Annotated in this window: 18 protein-coding genes; 11 read left to right on the forward strand and 7 right to left on the reverse strand. The window is 68.6% G+C overall.

Features of this window, described 5'->3' with window-relative positions; genetic code table 11:
* Positions 1 to 268: 268 nt before the first annotated feature.
* Positions 269 to 2,635 (forward strand): IPT/TIG domain-containing protein, encoded by a 2,367-nt coding sequence (locus THSYN_RS36845; protein WP_100920969.1) that lies wholly within the window; start codon positions 269 to 271, stop codon positions 2,633 to 2,635.
* A gap of 1,035 nt (positions 2,636 to 3,670) precedes the next feature.
* Here the strand turns inward: THSYN_RS36845 and THSYN_RS21740 are convergent.
* The 6 genes from THSYN_RS21740 to THSYN_RS21765 form a co-directional block, all read right to left on the reverse strand.
* The gene (locus THSYN_RS21740) at positions 3,671 to 6,928 is read right to left on the reverse strand and encodes a tetratricopeptide repeat protein (protein WP_100920970.1); all 3,258 of its coding nucleotides are present in this window, start codon (positions 6,926 to 6,928) and stop codon (positions 3,671 to 3,673) included.
* Positions 6,826 to 7,590 (reverse strand): hypothetical protein, encoded by a 765-nt coding sequence (locus tag THSYN_RS21745; protein WP_100920971.1) that lies wholly within the window; start codon positions 7,588 to 7,590, stop codon positions 6,826 to 6,828. Before THSYN_RS21745 ends, THSYN_RS21740 begins: the two co-directional genes overlap by 103 nt.
* A 162-nt stretch (positions 7,591 to 7,752) precedes the next feature.
* The gene (locus THSYN_RS21750) at positions 7,753 to 8,043 is read right to left on the reverse strand and encodes a type II toxin-antitoxin system RelE/ParE family toxin (RefSeq protein WP_216644608.1); all 291 of its coding nucleotides are present in this window, start codon (positions 8,041 to 8,043) and stop codon (positions 7,753 to 7,755) included.
* 11 nt (positions 8,044 to 8,054) lie between these two features.
* A complete protein-coding gene (locus THSYN_RS21755; RefSeq protein ID WP_100920973.1) occupies positions 8,055 to 8,297 on the reverse strand; it encodes a type II toxin-antitoxin system ParD family antitoxin in 243 nt (80 codons plus the stop codon).
* 190 nt (positions 8,298 to 8,487) lie between these two features.
* Positions 8,488 to 9,030 carry a protein N-terminal glutamine amidohydrolase gene (locus tag THSYN_RS21760; protein ID WP_157817848.1) on the reverse strand — a complete coding sequence of 181 codons (543 nt, stop codon included), beginning with the start codon at positions 9,028 to 9,030 and terminating at the stop codon, positions 8,488 to 8,490.
* Positions 9,031 to 9,044: 14 nt separating this feature from the next.
* The gene (locus THSYN_RS21765; protein ID WP_100920975.1) at positions 9,045 to 10,253 is read right to left on the reverse strand and encodes an exo-beta-N-acetylmuramidase NamZ family protein; all 1,209 of its coding nucleotides are present in this window, start codon (positions 10,251 to 10,253) and stop codon (positions 9,045 to 9,047) included.
* Positions 10,254 to 10,598: 345 nt separating this feature from the next.
* Here THSYN_RS21765 and THSYN_RS21770 point away from each other — a divergent pair, with 345 nt between their 5' ends.
* Together THSYN_RS21770 and ppnP are read left to right on the forward strand one after the other, a co-directional pair.
* Positions 10,599 to 11,903 (forward strand): transposase, encoded by a 1,305-nt coding sequence (locus THSYN_RS21770; protein ID WP_100919380.1) that lies wholly within the window; start codon positions 10,599 to 10,601, stop codon positions 11,901 to 11,903.
* A gap of 262 nt (positions 11,904 to 12,165) precedes the next feature.
* The gene (ppnP, locus tag THSYN_RS21775) at positions 12,166 to 12,477 is read left to right on the forward strand and encodes a pyrimidine/purine nucleoside phosphorylase (protein WP_100920976.1); all 312 of its coding nucleotides are present in this window, start codon (positions 12,166 to 12,168) and stop codon (positions 12,475 to 12,477) included.
* A gap of 37 nt (positions 12,478 to 12,514) precedes the next feature.
* Here ppnP and THSYN_RS21780 read toward each other — a convergent pair whose 3' ends face one another.
* Entirely contained in the window at positions 12,515 to 12,778 is a 264-nt protein-coding gene (locus THSYN_RS21780; protein WP_100920977.1) for a ferredoxin, read from the reverse strand.
* Positions 12,779 to 12,985: 207 nt separating this feature from the next.
* Between THSYN_RS21780 and THSYN_RS21785 the strand changes: the two genes are divergently transcribed.
* From THSYN_RS21785 to THSYN_RS21820, 8 genes are all read left to right on the forward strand, one after another.
* Positions 12,986 to 13,720: an RsiV family protein gene (locus tag THSYN_RS21785; RefSeq protein ID WP_100920978.1), complete on the forward strand. Its 735-nt coding sequence runs from the start codon at positions 12,986 to 12,988 to the stop codon at positions 13,718 to 13,720.
* Between the two features lie 189 nt (positions 13,721 to 13,909).
* Positions 13,910 to 14,920, forward strand: coding sequence for a glycosyltransferase family 4 protein (locus THSYN_RS21790; RefSeq protein WP_100920979.1), 1,011 nt, complete (start codon positions 13,910 to 13,912; stop codon positions 14,918 to 14,920).
* Positions 14,921 to 15,135: 215 nt separating this feature from the next.
* Entirely contained in the window at positions 15,136 to 16,527 is a 1,392-nt protein-coding gene (locus THSYN_RS21795; protein WP_100920980.1) for a ribonucleotide-diphosphate reductase subunit beta, read from the forward strand.
* Positions 16,528 to 16,677: 150 nt separating this feature from the next.
* Complete coding sequence (locus THSYN_RS21800) at positions 16,678 to 18,348, forward strand: N-6 DNA methylase (RefSeq protein WP_100920981.1); 1,671 nt, start codon at positions 16,678 to 16,680, stop codon at positions 18,346 to 18,348.
* Positions 18,341 to 19,180: a hypothetical protein gene (locus THSYN_RS21805; protein ID WP_100920982.1), complete on the forward strand. Its 840-nt coding sequence runs from the start codon at positions 18,341 to 18,343 to the stop codon at positions 19,178 to 19,180. The genes THSYN_RS21800 and THSYN_RS21805 overlap by 8 nt, the downstream gene beginning before the upstream one ends.
* 211 nt (positions 19,181 to 19,391) lie before the next feature.
* Positions 19,392 to 19,988 (forward strand): hypothetical protein, encoded by a 597-nt coding sequence (locus THSYN_RS21810; RefSeq protein ID WP_100920983.1) that lies wholly within the window; start codon positions 19,392 to 19,394, stop codon positions 19,986 to 19,988.
* Positions 19,989 to 20,278: 290 nt separating this feature from the next.
* Complete coding sequence (locus tag THSYN_RS37035) at positions 20,279 to 21,163, forward strand: phosphatidylglycerophosphatase A family protein (protein ID WP_335582469.1); 885 nt, start codon at positions 20,279 to 20,281, stop codon at positions 21,161 to 21,163.
* Positions 21,164 to 21,548: 385 nt separating this feature from the next.
* Positions 21,549 to 22,784, forward strand: coding sequence for an efflux RND transporter periplasmic adaptor subunit (locus THSYN_RS21820; protein ID WP_100920984.1), 1,236 nt, complete (start codon positions 21,549 to 21,551; stop codon positions 22,782 to 22,784).
* Positions 22,785 to 22,793: the final 9 nt, after the last annotated feature.

Genomic DNA, 22,793 nt, shown 5'->3' on the forward strand with positions numbered 1-22,793 from the left:
TTGCGCGGTAAAATTGAACTGCCCCCGCAGGTACACGGGATACACCGTGACCAAGTGACCAAGCCCCGTGGCCGTCTAAGGGCCGTGACCCGCAACGCCGGGCCCGCGCGCGGCGGCGCCGGTTGTTCGCGGCGCTGAGTCCACGGGACACCCGGCACGGGGCCAACCACGCTGTCATTCACTCACCGGGAATCGCTGGATAGAGGTCAACGGACGCACCGTCCCTCCAATTGGCTTCCCCTCATCGTCTGACCAGGAGATCAAACCGATGCCCGCCCTCTTTCCAACCACCCCCCCACCCACCCAGCCGCCGGATTGGCCGCGGCCGCGGCGGCTGACCTGGCGCAGCACGCTGTTGTCACTGCTTGCGGCCGGCGGCCTGCTCGGTTCGCAAGCCGCGTTGGCCGCAAACTGCTCGCTCTTTAACCAGACCACACCCGGGCTTTACACCTGCGAGGTGGACCCGGGCTACACCTCGCTGAATTATGTGGTCACGGGCGCGAATGGCGGTGATGTACTCGGGGGCAAGGGGGCGCAAATCACGGGCACCCTGAGCGGCCTCACGCCCGGTCAGACCCTCTATATTGCGGTGGGGGGCGACGGCGAGGACGGCAGTGCCAACTTAGTGGGCAGCGGTGGTGGTGGATACTCCGCCATCTCGACCGGGTCGGCCACCACCGGTCCGCTGGTTGTTGCCGGCGGCGGCGGCGGAGAAGGTGATCATAATACCAGCCCGCCCAACCCGCCCGGCGGGGCTGGCGGCAATGGCGGCACGACGAATGCCGGCGGCGGCGGCGCGGGCGGCGCCGGGGGGGCTTTCGGGCCTGGGTCTACGGGCGGAGTCACCCTCGCGATAGGCGGCGCCGGCGGGACCAATCCCGGCGTTCCTGGTGAACAGGGTGGCGCCGGCGGGAACTTGGGCGCCAACGGTGTGGACGGGGTCACGACCTCCGCCGGCGGCGGCGCCGGTTTTGGCGGAAAAGGGGGTGTTGGCTCGGGGATTACTGTCACCGCCGGAGGCGCGAACGGCGGCGGCGGCGGCGGCTACGGCGCCGGCGGCGGCGGCGGCGGCTGGGGCGGCGGCGGCGGCGGCGCCGGCAATGACCCAACCTTCGGCGGCGGCGGCGGCGGCGGCGGCAGCAGCCTCTTCCCCCTAGGTGCCATCGCGGCGGTGTCCACCGGTACGGCGTCGGTATCCTTCTCCTTGCCGGCGCCCGGTCCCACGGTGACGGCCATTAACCCGACAACGGGTCCGACGACGGGCAACCAGCCCGTGACCATCACCGGTACGGCCCTGACCGGTGCGACGGCGGTGACGATCGGCGGTGCGAACTGCACCGGGGTGAACGTCACGTCCCCGACTTCGTTGTCCTGTACGACCACGGCGGGCCCGGCGGGCCCGGCGAGCGTGGTGGTCACGACACCTAGCGGGACCAACGTACCCAATGCGCTCTACACCTATGTATCCCCACCGACGGTGACGGCCATCGCCCCGGCCACGGGTCCGACGGCAGGCGGGCAGTTCGTCACCATCACCGGTGCGAACCTGACCGGTGCGACGGGGGTGACGATCGGCGGTGCGGCCTGTACCGTGGTGGTCGTCGGTTCCCCAACCTCGCTGACCTGCACGACCGGGGCGCACGCGGCGGGCCCGGCGAGCGTGCTGGTCTCGACGATTTATGGGAGCAATGCACCCAATACACTCTACACCTATGCGGCCGCACCGACGGTGACGGCCATCAACCCGGCTACGGGGCGCGTGATAGGCGGAGAGCCCGTGACCATCACCGGTACGGACCTGACCGGTGCGACGGCGGTGACGATCGGCGGTGCGGCCTGTGCCGGGGTGGTCGTCGGCTCCCCGACCTCGCTGACCTGCACGACCGGGGCACACGCGGCGGGCGCGGCGAGCGTCCTGGTCACGACGCCTTCCGGGGTTAATGGGGCCAATACGCTCTTCACCTACGTGGCGGCACCGACCGTGACGGGGATCGCCCCGAACGCGGGTCCGACGGGCGGCGGACAGTCCGTGACCATCACCGGTACCGACCTGACCGGTGCGACGGCGGTGACGATTGGCGCTGTGGCCTGCACCGGGGTGAGCGTCGTTTCCCCGACCTCGCTGACCTGTACGACCGGGGAGTACATGACGGGCACGGGGAGCATTCTGGTGAACGTCAGTGTTACGACACCTTATGGGGTTGGCACGGCCAATTCGGCCTACACCTATCAGTGGTTAATGCCGACGGTGACGGGCATCGACCCGGTCTCCGGTCCGAAGACGGGCGGAACGTTGATGAGAATCACCGGTACGAACCTGAACGGTGCGTCACAGGTGTTGATTGGCGGGTCGCCCTGTACCGGGATTGTGGCCACCGCGACCTTGCTGACCTGTACGACCGGGCCTTACCCACCCGTGTCGGCCACGGCGATGAACGCTGTGACGGCGAGTGCGCTGGTGGACGTTAGGATCATAACGCCTGGTGGGGACCTCGTATTGCAGTCGCGATTCACCTATTTAGACTCGGTGCCGACATCGAGCCTGCCGATCCCCACGCTGTCGGGTTGGGCGCAGTTGATACTGGTCTCGCTGCTGTTCGGCATCGCGGGCTGGTATAGGAGGACCAGGGCCTGATAGAGGCCCATCCGGGGGCGGGACGGGGCTCAGGCCCCGTCCCGCTCGGATGAACAAAGTCCCTTGTGGGAGCGGCTTCAGCCGCGACGCGACCGGCGCGGTCGCGTCGCGGCTGAAGCCGCTCCCACAGGGTCCAGGCGCGACAATAGTGGACCCCATGTTCAGGACAGTTTTCCCCCGAATTTAAGCTGTCGTGCCGCCGTCCATCGCAGCGGTTTGGCGCTGCCCCAGCCGCGGCGGAACCGTCGTTCACGACGGCATCCGAACCAGCGATCAAGAGAAGACGTTTGTTACTGTTGCGCCGCAGGCGTTCTCAGCCCGCGTCGGCGGTCGTGCGGCGCAGTGTGGGCAAAGGGTGAATGAGTGTGGGCAAGGTGGGGGCAACGCGCCCTTGGCGCGTTGTCCCCATCGCCTACCTGCCCCCTTGGTTTCCGTGCGGGTGACAGTCTAGCGCAGACGCCGTCCACGAGCCGAATACTTTCACAATCTCAGTGCGGCGCGGCCTCGCGACCACACGCAAAGCCGCGGGCGTCGGCGCGGGCGTCGCCGCACTGGGGTGCGGCGCTCCCAGTGACGGGTGCCTTTAACGTAGAAAGAGAAGTTCTCTCACAGAGACACAAAGATCACAAAGATTTTCAGGGCGATAGCGCGGCCGAGGAGGCCAGTTCGGCGGTGCTCGGCGCAACGGCTTCAGTGATCTGTTGTTCTTTGTGTCTTTGTGTCTTTGTGAGAGCAATTTCCGGATTTAGGTTCAACGACCCCGGTGGCTTTCGGCAGCTTGGCGGGCCTGGGCCTCAACTTAATGGCAGTGTCGCGAGAGCCTGGGAGCCGGAGGGAGAGAATTTCTCACGCCAAGGCGCCAAGCTCGCCAGGAAATCGCGCGGCACGGCGCCGCGAATCTGAGACCGCCGCCCGCTCGCGGCCACTGGGAGCGCCGCACCCCAGTGCGGCGCGGCCTCGCGAGCACACGCAAGGCCGCGGGCGCCGGCGCGGGCGTCGCCGCACTGGGGTGCGGCGCTCCCAGCGGCGGGTGCCTTAGGCACCGGCGTTTTCGGCGGCCTGGCGGGCCTGGGCGAGGGACTGGTAGATGGCGGCTTGGAGGCGCGCGGGGTCGACCTGGCGTTGGCGCAGCCACTGGGCCAGGGGGGCGAAGGCGGGGTCGGCGAGGAGCTCGGCGAGAAGGGGGATGGCGGGCTCGGTGCCGGCGGCGCGGGCGCGGCGGAAGACGTTGGTATAGTTGCGCATCGACATCTGAAGGCCCTGCCCCAGTCCGGCGACCAGACGATAGGCGAGGGCGGCGAGCCGATGGCAGGCTGACTCGGCGGGTGCGGACCTGGTGCCGCTGCCGTCCAGATAGAGGGCCAGGTTGTTGTGCGAGATGGCGCGGTCGGCGGGGTCCGGCAACTGCTCGCACAGGGCGAGCGCGCGGCGCTGCTGGGTGATGGCCTGGGCGCGGTCGCCCTGGCGGTTGAACAGGTCGGCGAGTGAGCTGAGTACCTTGGCGCGCGCGGCGGGATTGTTCTCGAAGAGCGCGAGACAGGCCTCCAGCTCGGCCTTGGCCTCGCCGAGGCGGCCCGGCATTTTCATCAGCACATTGGCGCGGTTCATCCGTGTGACGCCGAGGTCCTCCGCCGGGCGTTGCAGTGTACGCTCGACCTCCAGGGTGGCATCCAGGCGCACCAGGGCGGATGCCCAGTCCTTTCGCGCGTAGTCCACCTGCCGGGCGATGTCGAGCGCGCCGATCAGCTTGCGGGCGAGGGGCTCGGCATCCGGTGCCTCGGGCACTGACTGGTCGGCGCGGTGCTGCTGCCACCACCCCTGCACCTGGGCGAGACGCCGCTCGACCTCGGGAAGCGCGGTGGCGGCCTGGCCCTGCAGGATGTCGATGCGCAGGGCCTCCAACTCGCCGTGGATGACATCCACGGCGGGGTGGCCGGCCCGTTTGTCCGCCTCGGCCTGCTCGATCCGCCGCCGGCGGGCGCCGTCGAGGTCGCCGGTCATCACGAGCGCAATCGCCCAGTTGCCGCTGATCCAGGCCAGGTCGGACCAAGCCTGCCGGGCGCCCTCACCCCCCGCCTCGGCGGTCGCGGCCGCCCGGGCTGCGGCCTGCTCGTAGAAGGTCAGGGCGGCGTCGGGGCGGCCGGCCCTGCGTAGCGCATCGGCGAGGTAGCAGAGGCAGCGCCAGCGCGGCTGGCCCTCCGGTGCCAGGTCGGCGGCGGTCTCCAGATGCGGGGTCAGTGCCTGGAGCAGTACCGGGTCGTGCGTGCTGGTGACCAGGTCGCTCGCAAAGCCGCCCAACCGCTCCCAGGCCGCGGCCTGGACGCAGTAGACCAGGGCACGGCTGCCCGCCTGGATGGCGGCGGTCATGTCCTGGTGCAGCAGCCCATTGAAGGCCGACTCCAGCCGCTGCGCATAGGCGAGGCGCACGCCATCCTCGGTCAGGTCCGCCCGGTCCGCCGGGTGCCGTTGCATCCAGTCGCGGATGCGCTCCCGCACCAGCTCGTGACAGCCAAGGTTCGGGTTCGCGTCCCCCTCCCCTGCCCGCTCCTCGGTCACCAGGCCCAGGGCGACCAGCCGGCGCAGCAGCGGGGCCGGGTCGGGGCGTGCCGGTGCCGCGGGTGGCAGGGCGTCGAGCATGGTGCCCCAGTCCGGCGACATCTCCTGCAACATCGCCTCAAGCTCGGCAGGAGTGGTCGGGAGCGTGTCGAGCATCTCCTTGATCTGCCGAAGCGGCCCCTGCTCCTGATCGTCCCCACCCCAAACCCCCCCAATCAGCCCGAGGGACTCGGGCTGATTGGCCAAGGCAATGATCCACAACAACCGCCGCGCCTCCGCACTCAGGTCATCGAGCAACTGCCCGATCGAGCGCCCCAGCGCGTCGTCCAGATAGGCCAACTCCGCCGCGTCCCCCGGCCGCATGGCGAAGAGCCCCGGCAGCCGCTCGAACCCCTTGGCCTCTTCCAGTGCCGCCAGCGCGGCCAGCAGCCGCGCGCGCAGGGCCGGGTCCGCCGCCAGCCGGGCGAGCCGGTCCATCAGGAGCGGATGGAAGCGGCTGGCATGGAGCAAGCGCCGGGCGAGTTGCCGCTCCGCCTGGTCGGTACCGAAGATCATCCCGCCTAGGGTCGGCTGCTCGCGCAGATACAGCGCCGCCTCCGCGGCCGGCAGCGGCCCGAGCAGGACGCTTAGCCCCATCGGGTCCGCCGTGGTGCCCGTCGGGTCCGCTGCGCGGACCGCCCCCCGCGCCAACCCTATCGGGTCCGCTGTGGTGCCCGTAGGGTCCGCTGTGCGGACCGACCCCCGCGCCAACCCCATCGGGTCCGCTGTGGTGCCCGTAGGGTCCGCTGTGCGGACCGACCCCCGCGCCAACCCCGTCGGGTCCGCTGTGGTGCCCGTAGGGTCCGCTGTGCGGACCGACCCTCGCGCCAACGCAGCCAACGGCCGCCGACTGGTGATCAAGACCCGGGAAGGACCACCCACCAGACCCACGGCAAGAGCCGCAAGACACTGGTCCCACACCGGGTCCTGGCACCCCCAGACCGGGTCGGCCCCGGCCGCATCGGGCTCCACCCTGGCCTTGAGATTGGTCTCGAAGTTGTCCAGCACCAGCAGGATCGCCTCGTCCTGCAGGGCGCGGACCAGGTTGTGGATGAGCCGCGCCTGGCGCTCGGGGCCGGTGAAGCCGGGCTCCGGGTTGCGGTGGACGGCCTCGGCCGGGTGTACCTGGACCTGGTCGTGGTAGCGGCCCAGTTCGCCGTAGAGCTTCAAATGGAGGTCGCGCAGCCAGGCGTCGAAGGCGAGCGGGCTGGGCTTGGCCTGCCAGGTCAGGACCCAGGTGAAGCCCTGTTCCCAGAGGTCGAGCGCCTCGGCGGCGAGCGCGGTCTTGCCCATGCCGCCCAGGCCGACGATGACGGCGACCGGGCTGGTCTGGGCCCCGGGGCCGGTCCCTATGAAGTCAGCGCCGAGCCGCGCCAGTTCCCAGGTGCGCCCGACGAAGTGCGGGTGCGCCGCGGTGGTCAGCTCGCCGATCTGATGCAGGCATCGGCTGCGCGCATCAGGCAAGCCGCCGCGGCCGGGTCTCAGGGTCAGTCCGGGCTCTTCCTCGCCATAGAGGACCGGGGTGGCGTGGTCGCAGACCTGGAACCAGGCCGGCGCCTCGGCCGGTCCGGCGAGCAGGGCGCGGCGCGCGAGCGTCAGTGCGACGGCGGCGTCCTTGGGCTTGGGATCGGCGAGCAGTGCGCGGTAGAAATGGATGGCCAGTTCGCGGGCATAGTCGTCACCGACCGCGTAGCGCATGGCGACCAGGGTCGGGACCCCGCCTTGCAGCAGGGCGTGGGCGGTGCCGGTGTAGCCGGGCTGGTCCGCGAGGTCGAGGTCGCGGATGGGGTCCGCGGCGACGGCTGGAGGGCACGGCGCTCCCGGCGCATCCCGAGCGGCTGGGAGCCGCGCGCCTCGGCGAAGACGAAGAGCACGCGCAGCGGTTCGTCGGGCGCCAGGTCCATGGGCGTGGAGGCCGGGTCCTGCCGCTCATGGACGACCCGGACCAGGAGGTTGCGCTCGGCCAGGCTCTCGGCGGCGGCCTGCGGGCGGGCCAGTTCCCAGGGGACCCGGGCCAGGGCGGCGGCCAGCGGGTTCTCGCGCTCCGCGGCACCGGGCAGTTGGATGCGCAGCGTCCGCTGGGTCCGCGCGGCCCAGAGGTGCTCGAAGAGGTCGGCGCCCAGGACCTCCTCGGCGATGCAGACGCCGATCTCCCCCAGGGCGGCGCGCTGGCCGGCCTCGTCCACATAGAGCCGCAGATAGTCGCGCAGGTCGAAGAGTCCCTGGAGCCGGCCGGCCGCGATGGTCTTGAAGTCGGTCGACTGGTAGGCGAGCTGGTTACCGGCGCCGTCCAGCAGGCGGAACTCCGCGGTGCGGCTCGGGTAGTCGGCGGTGACGAGGAGGTCGAAGCGGGCGGTCACGGCGGCGGGTGCTCCTGCGAAGGGTCCGGGGGCGCGCAGCGGTCATCATCCGAGAAAGGCAGGGGTTGTGCAATCGCGCGTGGGAGCGGCTTCAGCCGCGACGAGGCCGCGGTCGTTTGTGAGGTTCACGGATGTTGGGGCCTCTCGGGTTCCATCGGTGGCTTAGGGATCGGACATGGACGCAGGTACGTCCATGCCCTGGTGCAGGACACGAACAATCTCAATCTCATCGGTGCCGCTCTGACGACAAAACACGAGATGCTTGCCAACCCGGTGCTTGCGATAGCCGGGGCGGATGTCGCCGCAGTCAGTGCCCATCAGGGGATTATCCGCCAGCGTATGAAAGCCCGCGTCCAGCAACCTCAGATAGCGGTTGCGCTGGTCAGGACCCCAGGTGGCTTGCGTGTAGCGGCCGATGGACTTCAAATCGTCCTTGGCTGCCTTGGTCAGCACGAACCGGGGCATCAGTGCGTACCGACGCGGTCGAGTTCCTCGATCAGACCTTGCAGGGAATAGTCGGCCCGGCCGCTTGCCTCGCCCTCCTTGAGCGCCTGACGCAGGGCGGCAACGCGTGTTTCATGCTCTTCCAGAAGCCGCAACCCGGCACGGATCGCCTCGCTGGCCGAACCGTAACGGCCCTGGGCAATCTGCTGGGCAAGGAATTGCTCGAAGTGGTCGCCAAGGATCACGCTGGTGTTCTTCTGCATCTGGGCCTCCGCTGGGTCTCCTGTTGCGATACCAGCAAATGGTATCCCAAATCCGGCACCGGTCGGCGCAGTATCCCGGGCGGCGCGGATACTGGGAGCGCCGCACCCCAGTGCGGCGCGATCTTGCGTGCGACCGCGGCGCTGCGGGTCGCGGAGAGGCCGGGCCGCACTGGGGTGCGGCGGCCCCGGGTCAGGGCGCACCGGGGGCCGCCGCGCGCAGCCGGCGGCGGGCCGCGGCAAGGTCGAGCAGTTGGCCCGGCCGCGGGGCCTCCGGGTCCAGATAGGCGCCCAGGTTCATGCCCTCGCCGATCGGCGGCCAGGGCGGCGGCGGGTGCTGGAAGCGGTGCGCGCCGGCGTGCATGTGGCTGCGGTCGCTGGCGAACCCCGCCCGGTACTCGGACGCCGGGATCAGGCGCAGGCGCGGGGCATAGATGGGCGGCAGTTGCCCGGCCAGGGCGAAGGTGCGGTCCAGCCAGTCGACCCCGGGCGTCGGTAACGGCAGGCGGCTGTCCAGGTCCCAGACCCGGCATTGGCCGTCCACCACCACCACATGATAGTCCCAGGCGATGAGGCGCCCGGGCGGGGCGGCGCGCTGGTGCAGCAGGGGGCAGCGGCCGGCGCGGCTCAGCAGAAAGACGACGAAGCGCTCACCCGGGCCTAAGGCCGACTCGGCGCAGAGCCACCAGGCGTTCTCCTCGCAGTAGAAGGGCTGGTAGCGCAAACCGTGGTCCAAGGCGGCACCGCCGTTCAGGCGTAGATACGCAGGGCCCTGGTCTGTTCGAGCCAGAGCGCCTCGTCCGCGGCCAGGCGCCGCTCCAGGTCGCCGGGGCCGGCGGCGGGATCATCCACCCAGTCGCGCAACCCGGTGCCGCCGCTCAGCAGGTCGATGGCCAGGCGCTCGCTCTCGTATTCGTAGGGGAAGTCGCGCCACAGCGGATAGTCCGGGTACTCCAGGCGCAGAGCCTTGAACAGCAGCGCGGTCAACCGATAGGGGCGGAACCGGTCGTGGCGGTAGTGCGCGTTGTCCGTATGGAACTGGAGCCCCGAGCAGAGCAGGCCGGCGTGCTTGTGGAAGGTGGGCTCGAACCAACAGGGGCGGATCAATACCCCTTCTGTCCAGGCGGGGCACTCCAACTCCATGCGCACCAGGATGCGCCCGAAGTCCAGGTCCGGGGCCCCGATCAGTTCCAGCGCGACGGTGGTCCCGCGCCCCTCCGACAGGGTGGTGCCCTCGCACAGGACGGTGCCGGGAAAGCAGCGGGCCATGTTCAGACTGGAGGCATTGGGGCTCGGGTTGACCCAGGCCAGTTCCGCCAGGGGCCAGCCGTAACCCGGTGCCGCGTCGGGCCGGTAGCCGTCCATCGTCACCACTTGCAGGTCGAGATCCAGACCGCGCGCGGCGACGAACCAGCGGGCCAGTTCACCCAGGGTGAGGCCGTGACGCATGATGAGCGGCCCGGCCCCGACGAAGCTCTCCCAGCCGGGCTCAAGGATGCTGCCCTCGACCGGCCGGCCCGCCGGGTTGGGCCGGTCCAGGACCCACAGCGACTTGCCGGCGGCGGCGCAGGCGTCGAGCAGATAGGCGAGCGTGGTCACATAGGTGTAGATGCGGGTGCCGATGTCCTGCAGATCCACCAGCAGCACGTCGAAGTGAGCGAGCATCGCCGGCGTCGGATAGCGCACCTCCCCGTAGAGGCTGAAGACCGGGATGCCGTGCCGCGGGTCGATGAAATCGCCGCTCTCCACCATGTTGTCCTGCTTGTCCCCGCGCATCCCGTGTTGCGGGCCGAAGGCGGCGGTGACCCGCAGGTCACCCAACTCGATCAGGGCGTCGAGGCTGTGGCGGCCGCGCGCGGTGACGGCGGCCGGGTGGCCGAGCAGGGCGACCCGGCGACCGTGCAGGGGCCGGCGCAGGCCCGGGTCGGCGAGCAGGCGGTCGATTCCGAGTTGGATCATAGGCGGACCTGGAGGGCGTTAGCTGGCCGGCGATTGTCGGCGCATCCTGGGCGCAACTCAACCGCCCCGGCCCGTCTGTGGGGGTGAGGCGGCGGTCGGGAGACTGTCCGGGGCCCGGTCAGGCAGTCCTCAAGACGCCCGTGGGGTTTGCTGACATAATCCGCGCCGACGCGCCGCGTCCGGTCAGGGATCGATAGGAACGGTTCACTGTGCAGCAATTCCCGCCGCTAGATTATTTTTCGATACAACAGAGGCTTGGGAATGCCTGAAAAATAGTTTTTCGTAAACTTTCTGCTGCGAATCAGTATACTGCCGCGCACACCTCAGGTTGCGAGGCAGGTATCGATGAGTGCGCCGTTCTCCCGCAAACACCTCAGCGCCGAAGGGCTGCTGCGCGAAGCGCGGCGGGTGTTTGCCCAAATCCCCGACGAGCCCGGCCATGCGATCCCGCTGGTCGATCACCTGATGTCGGGGCTGGCCCTGTTCGGCCTGAAATACCCCTCCCTGCTGCAGTTCGAGCACGACCGCCAGGAGGTCACGACGCGGGCGAACCTCCGGGCGCTCTACGGGGTCGAACGCGCGCCGTGTGACACGCGCTTTCGCGAACGCCTTGATGCGGTCGCACCGAGCGAGCTGTGTCCGCTCTACAAGGCCCTGTTTAGTCAGCTACAGCGCGGCAAGGGGTTGGAGGGGTTTGAGTACCTCGACGGCCACTACCTGCTCTCGCTCGACGGCACCGGCTACTTCTCCTCGCAGAAGGTACACTGCCCGCAGTGTGCAGAGAAGCATCACCGCGACGGCACCACGACCTACTACCATCAAATGCTCGGGGCGGTGCTGGTGCATCCGGATCACCGGGAGGTCTTTCCGCTGGCGCCCGAGCCGATCCTCAAACCCGACGGAGCGACGAAAAACGATTGTGAGCGCAATGCGGCCAAGCGCCTGCTCAGCGAGCTGCGCCGGGTGCATCCGCACCTTAAGCTGATCGTCGTCGAAGACGGGCTGGCCTCCAACGCGCCGCACATCCGTCATCTGCAAGCACTTGATCTGCGATTTATTCTCGGCGCTAAGCAGGGCGACCATACGTTCCTGTTCGACTGGGTCGAGGCCACCGCGCAGACCGCTGAGGCCACGCTCACCGACCGGCAGGGATTCCGCCACCGCTTCCGTTACCTCAACGGCGCGCCCCTCAACGATGCCAACTTCGACCTCGAGGTGAACTTCCTTGAGTACTGGGAGCACGCCCCCGACGGCACCGTGACCCACTTCGCGTGGGTCACGGACATTCGGATCGAGCCGACCAACCTCATGACCCTGATGCGAGGTGCCCGCGCACGCTGGAAGATCGAGAACGAGACCTTCAACACCCTCAAGAACCAAGGCTACCACTTCGAGCACAACTTCGGTCACGGTCAACAGCACCTCAGCACCGTGCTCATGCACCTGATGATGCTGGCGTTTCTGATCGATCAGATCCAGCAACGCTGCTGCCGACTGTTCCAGACTGCGGTGACGGCCGCCAAGAGCAAGACCCGCTTCTGGCGCAAGCTGCGCACCCGCTTCGACCTGTGCCTGATCCCCGACTGGGAAACCCTCTACCGCTCCATTATTACCCCGCCGTCGCTCCCCCTGGGCGCCGACACCTCGTAGGCGCCGGCCGTGACCGCGGGTGCGCGAAGCGCCGTTCTTGAGGGGGATCGTCAGCCAACCGTTTCAACATCGCCGTGCGTCGGTGAGGGGTTGCTGTGCCTGGCTGTGCGCCCTGCCGCCGCGTGCTCGCCCCGGTTGACCTCGCGGCGGCCGAGCGGGAATTGCTGTTCACTGTGACTTGTTCTTGACTCGTTACCTATCATCCGCAATAACATCAACCACGCGCCCGCGGGCGCCGCCAGTCAGCAGAGGGCTATCAGCCATGTCCGAGTTCAGTCAGGTCACCGTCGTGCGCGAGGCGAACATCTTTTTCGACGGCGGGGTTACCAGCCGCACCCTTATCTTTCCGGACGGCCGCAAGAAGACGCTGGGCATCATGCAGCCCGGAGAATACGAGTTCACGACCCACAGCGCCGAGTTGATGGAGATCCTGGCGGGCGACCTGGACGTGCAGCTCCCCGGCGCCGACGATTGGCAGACCTTCGCGGCCGGGGAGTCGTTCGAGGTCGCGGCCCACGCGCGCTTCGGCCTGCGGGTGCGCGCGGTGACCGATTACTGCTGTTCGTTCCTTTAGTTGATGCAAGGTGCCGGTCCGCGGACCGGCGTGCGGCCTACCACTGGAGGCGCTTGCGCAGTTCCTCGCGTTGGGCCTCGGTGGGGTAAAGTACGGCCCCGGAGTCGTCGATGAGTGAGATGGACAGGCTTGGACAGCCCTCGGCGGCGTTCCGCAACGCCTTCTCGGGGGCGAGACGGCCGGTGGCGGCGGCCTTGTATTCCTCGCCCACCTCCACCTCGCGGAAGGCATCCGGGCAGGCCACCCAGCAGGTCCCGCAGCCGATGCAGGTAGGGATGTCAACTTCGATCTTGGCGATCATAGGGCCGTCTCCTCGCGGCGGTATTTTGGGTTGGGGACCTTCGGGGCCGGGACAAACCGGCGTACCCTTCAAACCTCGCCGCCCCCTTCAGGGCGCGCCCGGCCTCGAGTGCCGACCGGCAAGGTATCAGGAGGTCCGTGACAGTGAAGGGTGACACGATAGACGCTTTCGCTCCCTGCAAGCAAACCCCACGACGAGAGACCCGCGATGAACCCACACCCCCGCACCCCTTCCCTGGCCGCCCTGGCGATGCTCCTCGCCACCCTCGGCGGGCTCGCGAGCGGGGGCGCGCAGGGCCATGACCGACCGGCACCGATCGAGGAATCCGGCCAGGGTTTCGACCTCAAGGCGACCGTGCCGGTCTTCACGGCCGCGGGCGCTGACCAGGACGCGGCCGTAGCGGCCGCCAATGCCGCAGTGCGCACCGAGATCGAGGTCTTGGTCGCCGCGTTCCGCACCGAGCAGCGGGAAGCGGCCGCCCAGGGGGGGCGCCAGGACGCCGACTGGTCGCTGCTGATCGAGGCCGAGCCGCCCGAGCGCGCCGCCCGCTATCTCGCCGTGTTGATTACCGGCTACGACTTCCGGGGCGGCGCCCACGGCATGCCGATCATCGAGCCGCGGGTCTTCGCCCTGACGGACGGGCGGCGCATCCCGCCCGCCGGCCTGTTCCGCCCGGACGCCGATTGGCTGGGCACCCTCGCCGGACGCTGCTACGCGGAGCTGAAGCTGCGCGATCTGGCCGGCACGGACGAGGGCTGGCTGCGCTCCGGCACCGAGCCCAAGGCGGAGAACTATCGCCTGCTCCTGCCCGCCCGCGAGGGACTGCGGGTCATCTTCCCGCCCTACGCCGTCGCCGCCTATGTGGAAGGCACCCAGGAGGTGTTGATCCCTTACCGGGACCTGACCGCGATCCTGGAACCGACGCTGTTCGGCGCACCCTGATACTCGTTGTCGTTGTCGTAATCGTTGTCGTTGTCGTTGTCGTGATCGGAGAATCGATGCAATCAGGGGTGCGGGCGAATCCGCGCAGCTACGATAACCTCGATTACGACAACGACAACGACCGCGACGCCGAAGGCACTCACTAGCCACTAGCCACTAACCACTCACCACTCACCACCGGACCCCATCATGCTCCAAGACCTGCGCTGGCTGCGTCATTACCTGCGGGTGCGACTGATCGGCTGGGTGCGGCAGCGCCGCAACCGGCCGCCCCAGACGGATGAATTGCTGTTCGTGGTCCAGGAGACTGCCCGCGGCTGGATCATGGAGACCATCTGCAAGAATCTCTGCGCCCACTACCCGGGGCGTGCGCGGCTGCACTACCCGGCCGCCCCCCACGAGCCCCTGCCCGCCGCCGCGGCCTATTTCTTCGTGCATCAGAACGAGGCGATTGCGGCCCTGGCCCGGGACCCCAACGTGTGGCGCGGCGTGCGGTTGGTCCAATACACCCACCCCAGCCATGAATCGACCGTGGTGCGGGCGGCCGAGATCGTCTACGCGCTCAATCATCAGAGCCGCGTCCTGACGATGAACAGCCGGGCGCGTGAGGCCCTGATCGCGAGCGGCGTGCGGCCCGAGCGGGTCGCGACCCTGGTCGGGGCCTCGGACCCCGAGCGCTTCCGTCCCCACCAGCGCCCGGGGACCGGGGTCGTGGGCCTGAGCTGCGCCTACTATCCGCGCAAGAACCCGGAGATGATGGCGGCGGTGGTCCGCGCCATGCCGGATCTGCACTTCATCCTGATCGGCAAGGACTGGGAGCAGTGGGACGGGTTCGCCGCGCTGCTCGCCTGCCCCAACTTCGAGTACCTGACCATCCCTTACGCGGACTATCCCGCCGCCTACGCCCGCATGGACGTCTTCCTCTCCACCAGCGCACTGGAAGGCGGGCCCATCCCACTGATCGAGGGCATGATGTGTAATCTGGTGCCGGTGGTGAGCGACACCGGGTTTGCCCCGGACATCATCCGCCACGGGGAGAACGGCTATCTCTTCCCGGTGGACGCCGACGCGCAACAAGTTGCCGGGCTGATCCGCCAGGCGCTGGCCAACCCCTGCGATGTCGCCGCCACGGCCACCCACCTGAGTTGGCAGGCCATGGCCTTGGAACTGCACCGCCAGGTCACCGACTCGCGCCCCTGATCAGGCTGGCCAGGCCCCACCTGGCTCTGGCCCTGGGAACCAGTTGCCACGACATACGGGGTTTCTCTGCCCCTGAAACCACTAGATGTTGTAATTAGGGTCTGGACATCTGCGCACCTTGGCCTAGAATGGCGTGGACACCGGACGCGCGGCGCGCCGCGCCCGCCGCAGCCTGCGCCGAACCAGAACGACCGCCGACCCGAGGACCAACCGCCATGCTCAACTGGGATGACCCGCTCGCCGCGGCCCCGCCTGCCGCGCGCCAGGCCCCGCCGCCCGCGGCCCGCGCCGCCCGCACCGCACCCCTGGGCGGCGGTGCCCGGCCCGCCCCGGCCGCCACTCACTGGAGCGCCCACGACACCAGCGCCCATGCGCGCCCGGGGCGCGGCCTGGTCGCCAACGAGACCCTGATGAGCACCGCGGGCAGCGCCCCCGTGGTCGACCCCAACCCCTTCCCGCCCCAGGCGGAGTTGCCCTTCGAGGACACCCTGCTGTCCGGGCTGGCGGCCGACGGGCGCGGCGCGCCGGCCGCGACCGACGCGGCACCCGCGGGCGGGGCCTGCGGGCTCGAGTCGCTGGAGATGGGCGCCGGGCGGGTGCGGGTGGACGACAAGCGCATCATCAACTGCCGTGCGGACCTCAACCAGCTCGTCCCCTTCAAGTACGACTGGGCCTGGCAGAAATACCTGGACGCCTGCGCCAACCATTGGATGCCGCAGGAGATCAACATGAACGCGGACATCGCCCTGTGGAAGGACCCCAACGGCCTCACGGACGACGAGCGCACCATCATCAAGCGCAACCTGGGCTTCTTCTCGACCGCCGACTCCCTGGTCGCCAACAACCTGGTACTGGCCGTCTATCGGCACATCACCAATCCGGAGTGCCGCCAATACCTGCTGCGGCAGGCCTTCGAGGAGGCCGTGCACACCCACGCCTATCAATATGTGGTGGAAAGCCTGGGTTTGGACGAGGGCGAGATCTTCAACATGTACCGGGAGGTGCCGGCGGTGGCCCGCAAGGCGGAATGGGCCCTGCCCTTCACCCGCTACCTGGCGGACCCCCACTTCCACACCGGCACCCGGGACAACGATCAGCGGCTGCTGCGCGAACTGGTCGCCTTCTATGTGATCTTCGAGGGGATCTATTTCTATGTCGGTTTCGTGCAGGTCCTCTCCATGGGACGGCGCAACAAGATGACCGGAACCGCCGAGCAGTTCCAATACATCCTGCGCGATGAATCCATGCACATGAACTTCGGCATCGACGTCATCAACCAGATCAAGATCGAGAACCCGGCGCTGTGGACCGAGCCCTTCAGGCAGGAGCTGGTGGCAATGATCCGCGAAGCGGTGCAACTGGAGGCGCAATACGCCTACGACACCATGCCGCGCGGCGTCCTGGGGCTCAACGCCCCGCTGTTCGAGGAATACCTGCAGTTCATCGCCAACCGCCGCTGCGCCCAGATCGGCCTGCCGGAGCAATACCCGGGCGCTGCCAACCCCTTCCCCTGGATGTCCGAGGTACTGGATCTGAAGAAGGAAAAGAACTTCTTCGAGACCCGGGTCACCGAATACCAGACCGGCGGGGCGCTCAATTGGGACTGAGTTCATGAACGATCGTTGTCGTTGTCGTTGTCGTAATCGGAGAATCGCCGCAAGTTGGCGTGCGAGGGAATCCGGGGCGATACGATAATCTCGATTACGATTACGACAACGACAACGACAACGACAACGACAACGACGCGAAAAGCATTCATGGGCCAAAATCCAGCACCGCCGGAACCCGGGAGAGGCACGCTGCGCAAGGCACGCGGGGCCTACTTCACCCCGGCGGAGGTCGCCCGCTTCATCGCCGCCTGGGCCATCCGCTGCGCGTCCGACCGGGTACTGGAGCCCTCCTGCGGCGAGGCCGCCTTTCTCACCGAGGCGGTCACGCGCCTGCGCGCCCTGGGTCTCACCGAGGCCGGCTGGGCGAACGCCCTGCACGGGCACGAGATCCATCCCCAGTCCGCGGCGGTGGCACGGCAACTGCTGGCCGAACTGGACGCCGGGGCGAGCATCGCGGAGGGCGACTTCTTCATGCGGGAGGCGCGCCCGGAGTTCGACGCGGTCATCGGCAACCCCCCCTTTGTGCGCTATCAGCACTTCAGCGGGGAGACCCGCGCCCGCGCCCTGGCCGCGGCGCTGCGCCAAGGGGTGCGGCTGAGCGGGCTGGCCGCCTCCTGGGCCGCCTTTGTGGTCCATGCCGGCGCCTTTCTGAAACCGGAGGGCCGGCTCGGCCTGGTGCTGCCGGCCGAGCTCCTGTCGGTCAAGTATGCGACCGAGATCCGCCGCTTCCTGCTGCGGCGCTTCGCCCGGGTGCGGCTCGTCCTGTTCGACCACCTGGTCTTTCCGGGGGTCCTGGAGGACGTGATCCTGCTGCTCGCCCAGGGCAGCGGCGGGACCGACCACTTCGAGGTCTATCAGGCGGCCCGGCCCCAGGACCTGATGCAGTCACTGGGGCAGGACTGGGTGGGCTTCCACCCCCGCCCGGACGCCAAGTGGACCTCGGCCCTGTTGCCCGCCGAGGTGCTCGCACTCTACAGCGCGGTGGTGGAGGGCGACGGCTTCGCGCCGCTCGCCCACTGGGGCGGGAGCTTCCTGGGCTCGGTGACCGGCAACAACGGCTTTTTCGCCCTCTCGCCGGCGCGCGCACGCGCGCTGCGGCTGCCCCCGCACGAGTTGCTCCCCATCTCCCCCCCCGGCGGGCGGCACTTGAGCGGCCTGTATTTCGAGCGCACCGACTGGGAGCGGCTGGGCCAGGCCGGGGCCGCCACGCTCCTCTTTGCCCCCGGGGAGGACCCGTCCGCCGCCGCCCGCCGCTATATCGCCCTCGGGGAGCGCGAGGGGGTGAGCAACGCCTACAAGTGTCGGGTGCGAACGCCCTGGTGGCGCGTCCCCCTGGTCGACCGACCGGATCTGTTCTGCACCTACATGAACCACCGGCGCCCGCGCCTGCTCGCCAACCAGGCCGGGGCCCTGGTCCTGAACTCGATCTACGGGGTGCGCTTGAGCGAGCCGCGCCGCGCCCTGGGCGTCCGGCTACTGCCGCTGGCGGCGCTCAACAGCCTGTCGCTCCTCGGGGCTGAGATCGGCGGGCGCATCTACGGCGGCGGTATGCTCAAACACGAGCCGCGGGAGATCGACGCCCTGCCGGTCCCCGCCGCCGCCCTGGTCGAGGCCTTGGCCGCCGACCTGGAGGCACTGGCCCCGGAGGTCGCCCGCCTGCTCGCCCTGGGGGAGGAGACCCGCGCCACGGCCCGGGTCGACGACCTGGTCCTGCGCCATGGACTGGGGCTCGCCCGCGAGGCGCTCGACACGCTGCGCGCGGCGCGCGAGTACCTGCTCGATCGCCGCCTGACCCGGGGGCGCGGCACCCATGGCTGAGATCGACGAGCGCCTCGCCGAGGCCCTGGGGTCCCTGCCCCCCAAACCCGGGGACGAGGCCCCACAGGCGGCCAAGAAGCGCTACAGCGAGTTGGTCTCCCAACAGGTCGCCCTGGCCCTGGGGGCGGAACTGCGCCGCCGCGGGCTCAAGGAGGCGCGCCCGGCCCCCGGCGGGGCCGGTCCGGATGCGGGCGCCGAGCGGCGCATGGCCGGCGGTCTGGGGGCCAAGAAGGTCGACGTGACCTGGGCGACCGAGGAGTCCGGACTGCTGCTCGGCATCTCGGTCAAGACCATCAACTTCCGCGACAGCAAGACCCGCAATTTCCAGAAAAACCTGGTCAACCGGCGCGGCGACATGCTGATGGAGGCGGTCACCCTGCATCGGCGCTTCCCCTATGCGGTGCTCGCCGGGCTCTTCTTCCTCGACAGCGAGGCAGCCAACGACGGCACCGAGAAGCGCCGCTCCACCTTCCTCAACGCCCACGCCCGGCTGCAACTCTTCACCGGCCGCAACGACCCGGCGGACCGCGAGGAGCAGTTCGAGCGCTTCTACCTGATCCTGCTCGACTCCGCCCGGACGGGACCGCGCCCCACGCCGCCGCCGTTGGCGCCGCCACCCCGGTCCGGGTCCACCGCTGACCTCTTTGCCCCCGCCCCCCTGGCGGAGGCGGCGCCGGACCCGGTCTCCTTGCCCCTGCTGCGCCCCTTCCAGGTCGGCGCCCCGGAGCGCGAATTGGCGCTCGCCGACATGCTCGACGACCTGCTGAGCCTGGTGGCGCAGCGCAATCCGGACTTCTATGAACTGCGCGACGGGCGGCTGATCCCGGCCTGAGCCGGCGGTCGTTGTCGTTGTCGTAATCGGAGAAGCGATGCAATTCGGCGTGCAAGAGAATCCGGGGCCCAGGATGACCGCGATTACGATTACGATTACGATTACGATTACGATTACGACAACGACAACGGCGCGACAAGCATTCCCTAACGATTTTGATGACCTGGCCGCAAGCAAACTCGTAACACCAGACCCCGCAGGAGCCGCCGCCATGACCGAGCACATCTCCATCCAAGACCCGGAAGACTATGCACCCGAAGACCTGATGCGCCTCACTGAAATCCTCTTCTCACCGCTGAGCGGCGTGGCCGAACTGGAACGGGCATGTATGACCCTGGCCCATCTGCCCACCCCCGAGGCCCAGGACCTCTTGCAGCGCTTTACCTCCTCCCCGCGCGCCGCCGAGGTGAGTTGGCTCGAATGCGCCGTCGAGGAGGGCCAACAGGTCCTGATGGAGCCGACGAATGAGCTGGAGGAGCGCGAATTCCTCACCCTCAAGGTGATTCAGGAGTTGATCGATGAATCATCCGAACTGGAGTTAGACCTCAGTCAGAAGCGGGTTTCCATCGAGAAGGCGGAGATCCGGCTCGGCGCCCTCCAGGCGCTCGCCGCCGTCGGCAAATACGATCCAATCGCGGTGCTCGGGGTTTCCGGCGGTATCGATTGCGACCGCAATCAGCTGGACGAACTGGCCGAAGAGATCGCCCTCAAGGAAGCCATGGTCGAACACCTGCGCAATTCCATCACCACCCCGCGATACCGCAACACCGACCCGGTGTTCATTCGCCATGTGCACTGGGATGCCTGAGCCCAACTCGGTGTCTCGTCGGTGCCCAAGGCCCTGACCGGCTGTCCGATGTGACCTGAGGCTCCCGGCAGGCGGACGGCCCCGAACGAACGACTCAACCTACAATCCACAGATGAACACAGATGAACACAGATTTTCTCAGAATTGTCATGCGTCTTCGCTATTGTCACAGTCACCGCCAGAATGAGTCCCCGGCCAAGCGTAAGTCAATGAATCATCTGTGTTCATCTGTGTTCATCTGTGGATAACTGCTCGTTCCAGTTTCACTGCCGACGGCATCCAGGAACCCCATGACCGACCAGACCCCGACCCCGCTGACCGATTTCACCCGCCGCGCCGTGGCCGCCCGCGCCCTGATCCAGTCGCTGCTGACCGAATTGATCGGTCCGGTGGACCTCAAGTACGACTTTTTCCGTGAATGGAACGGCTGCTGGAAGGCGCGCGTGGACCTCACCGGGGCGGCGACCGGGCGCCTGGAGTTCACCTTCCTCACCACCCCGGGCGGAGGCCTGCTGGCCCTGCCGCGCCCCCTGCCGGAGCGCTGGCGCCTGATGACCGGGATCCCCGCCGACGACGGCACCCGCTGGACCCTGGACGCGGCGGGCCTGCTGGTGCCTTTTGCGCCGCCGGCCGGCGATGCCGACGGACGCGCGGCGCCGCCTGCAATCGGTTCTCTCGATCCGGCGCCGGGCGCGCCTCGAGCCACGATCACGCGGCGTGATCGAGCCATCCTGTTCCTCGCCCAAGGCTTCGGCACCGGGCGCCTGCCAAAGGCCCCAGGCACCTTCGGCACCCTGCCCGGGGTGCTGCTCTATCTGCTCCTGGCCGGTCTGCCGCTCGCGCCCTATCTGGCGGTCACCGCGGCGCTCCTGCTCATCGGCATACCGCTCTGCGGCCGGGCGGCGCGAAGCCTCGGGGAAAAGGACCCACCCTCGGTGGTGTGGGACGAGATCGTCGGCTATCTGATCACGATGATCGCGATAGCCCCGAGTTGGCCCGCGGTCGTGGCGGGGTTCGCCGCCTTCCGGCTCTTCGATATCTGGAAGCCCTGGCCGATCGGGTGGATCGACCGCCGGGTCGGCGGGGGGTTGGGCATCATGCTCGACGATGTCGTGGCCGCACTCATGGCGCTGGGCCTGATGCACCTGGGCCTGGCACTGGTGGACTGGATTTAGGCGCTTTTCGGGCCAGGGCGAACGGACCCGCCCCCGGCCGGGTGCGCGATGCGTACCCTGCAGCTACAGCTACCGGACGCTCTCACGGACCGGGCGTCGTTGTCGTTGTCGCTGTCGTTGTCGCTGTCGTTGTCGTTGTCGTAATCGAATAATCCGACCACGATTACGACAACGACAACGACAACGACGGCGTACCCGGGATCTCGGTCACCACATCAGTTCTGACCGCACCCCCGGCCCGCCGGGTGTCCCGCCTGCCCCCTTGTGTGAGACGATACACACATCTAGTCCGCAGCGGCTGAACCGGGCCTTGAGTCCCGGTGCCCCCCGCGGGCTCGGGGCCTGGACCGAGCGGATTCCCCAGTTACATCGGAGCACCACCGAGATGCGTTGGTTGTTGATCGCCCTGACGGTGTCTGCCTTCCTGGCGGGCTGCGACAAGCCCGCGGCCAAGCCCCAGGAGCGCCCGCCGGCGCAGGTGACGGTCCAGACCATAGTCCCGCGCGATATCCCGGTCAGCTTTACGTACGTGGGTCAGACGGAGAGTACCCACCAGGTACAGATCCGCGCGCGGGTCGACGGCTTCCTGGAGCAGCGGGTCTACACCGAGGGCAGCCTGGTCAAGGCCGGGGACGTGATGTTCAGGCAGGACCCCAAGCCCTTCCAGGCCTCGCTCGACGCGGCCAAGGGCGCGCTGGGCGAGCAGCAGGCGCGGCTTCAGGTCGCCAATGACAATCTCGCGCGGGTCAAGCCGCTGACCGCGCTCAAGGCCCTGAGTCAGAAGGACCTTGACGACGCGACCGGCTCGCAGCAGTCGGCCGCGGCGGCAGTCTACGCGGCCAAGGCCAACGTGCAGCAGGCCCAACTCAACCTGGGCTATACCACCATCACCGCCCCGGTGACGGGGCTCTCGAGCTATGCCCAGGTCCAGGACGGGGCCTATGTCTCCGGGGCCAACAGCCTGCTGACCTATGTCGCCCAGATCGACAGCCTGTGGGTCAACTTCAGCGTGTCCGAGAACGACATGCTCAAGTTCCGTACCCAGAAGGACGCGGGCATCCTGAGCGTTCCCGACCAGAAGGACTTCGTGGTGCAGGTCATCCTGTCGGACGGTTCCGTCTTCCCGCACGAGGGCCGTATCACCTTTACCAATGCCGATTACAACGTCAAGACCGGGACCTTCCTGCTGCGCGCCACCGTGCCCAATCCCGATTACACCCTGCGCCCGGGGCAGTTCGTTCAGGTGCGGCTCTCCGGAGCCGTGCGCCGCAACGCCATCCTGATCCCTCAGGAGGCCGTGCTGCAGGGTGCCAAGGGGCACTTCGTGATGCTGGTCGGCAAGGACGATACCGTCGCGCCCCGCCCGGTGGAGGTCGGACCCTGGCAGGGCAATGACTGGTTCATTACCGGCGGACTCGCCGCCGGCGATGTGGTGGTGACCGACGGGGTGTCACGCCTCGCCCCCGGGGCCCGGGTCAAGATCGTCGCGACCGCGCCGGCCGCCGCCGCGCCGGCGCGGACCGACACCAAGCCCGCCGCCCCGCGCCCGCCCCCGGGTGTGCTCCATGGACCAACCGCGCCGGCCCAGAGCACGGCCCCGGCCGACGACGCCAAGAAGTAGCAGCGCAGG

The organism is Candidatus Thiodictyon syntrophicum (assembly GCF_002813775.1).
GTDB lineage: Bacteria > Pseudomonadota > Gammaproteobacteria > Chromatiales > Chromatiaceae > Thiodictyon > Thiodictyon syntrophicum.

Coding starts and splice junctions, on each gene's coding strand:
- ppnP (WP_100920976.1), top strand. CDS start 12,166: ATGTCCGAGTTCAGTCAGGTCACCGTCGTGCGCGAGGCGAACATCTTT.
- THSYN_RS21770 (WP_100919380.1), top strand. CDS start 10,599: ATGAGTGCGCCGTTCTCCCGCAAACACCTCAGCGCCGAAGGGCTGCTG.
- THSYN_RS21805 (WP_100920982.1), top strand. CDS start 18,341: ATGGCTGAGATCGACGAGCGCCTCGCCGAGGCCCTGGGGTCCCTGCCC.
- THSYN_RS21810 (WP_100920983.1), top strand. CDS start 19,392: ATGACCGAGCACATCTCCATCCAAGACCCGGAAGACTATGCACCCGAA.
- THSYN_RS21790 (WP_100920979.1), top strand. CDS start 13,910: ATGCTCCAAGACCTGCGCTGGCTGCGTCATTACCTGCGGGTGCGACTG.
- THSYN_RS37035 (WP_335582469.1), top strand. CDS start 20,279: ATGACCGACCAGACCCCGACCCCGCTGACCGATTTCACCCGCCGCGCC.
- THSYN_RS21765 (WP_100920975.1), bottom strand. CDS start 10,253: ATGATCCAACTCGGAATCGACCGCCTGCTCGCCGACCCGGGCCTGCGC.
- THSYN_RS21820 (WP_100920984.1), top strand. CDS start 21,549: ATGCGTTGGTTGTTGATCGCCCTGACGGTGTCTGCCTTCCTGGCGGGC.
- THSYN_RS21785 (WP_100920978.1), top strand. CDS start 12,986: ATGAACCCACACCCCCGCACCCCTTCCCTGGCCGCCCTGGCGATGCTC.
- THSYN_RS36845 (WP_100920969.1), top strand. CDS start 269: ATGCCCGCCCTCTTTCCAACCACCCCCCCACCCACCCAGCCGCCGGAT.
- THSYN_RS21740 (WP_100920970.1), bottom strand. CDS start 6,928: ATGCGCTACGCGGTCGGTGACGACTATGCCCGCGAACTGGCCATCCAT.
- THSYN_RS21795 (WP_100920980.1), top strand. CDS start 15,136: ATGCTCAACTGGGATGACCCGCTCGCCGCGGCCCCGCCTGCCGCGCGC.
- THSYN_RS21755 (WP_100920973.1), bottom strand. CDS start 8,297: ATGCAGAAGAACACCAGCGTGATCCTTGGCGACCACTTCGAGCAATTC.
- THSYN_RS21780 (WP_100920977.1), bottom strand. CDS start 12,778: ATGATCGCCAAGATCGAAGTTGACATCCCTACCTGCATCGGCTGCGGG.
- THSYN_RS21800 (WP_100920981.1), top strand. CDS start 16,678: ATGGGCCAAAATCCAGCACCGCCGGAACCCGGGAGAGGCACGCTGCGC.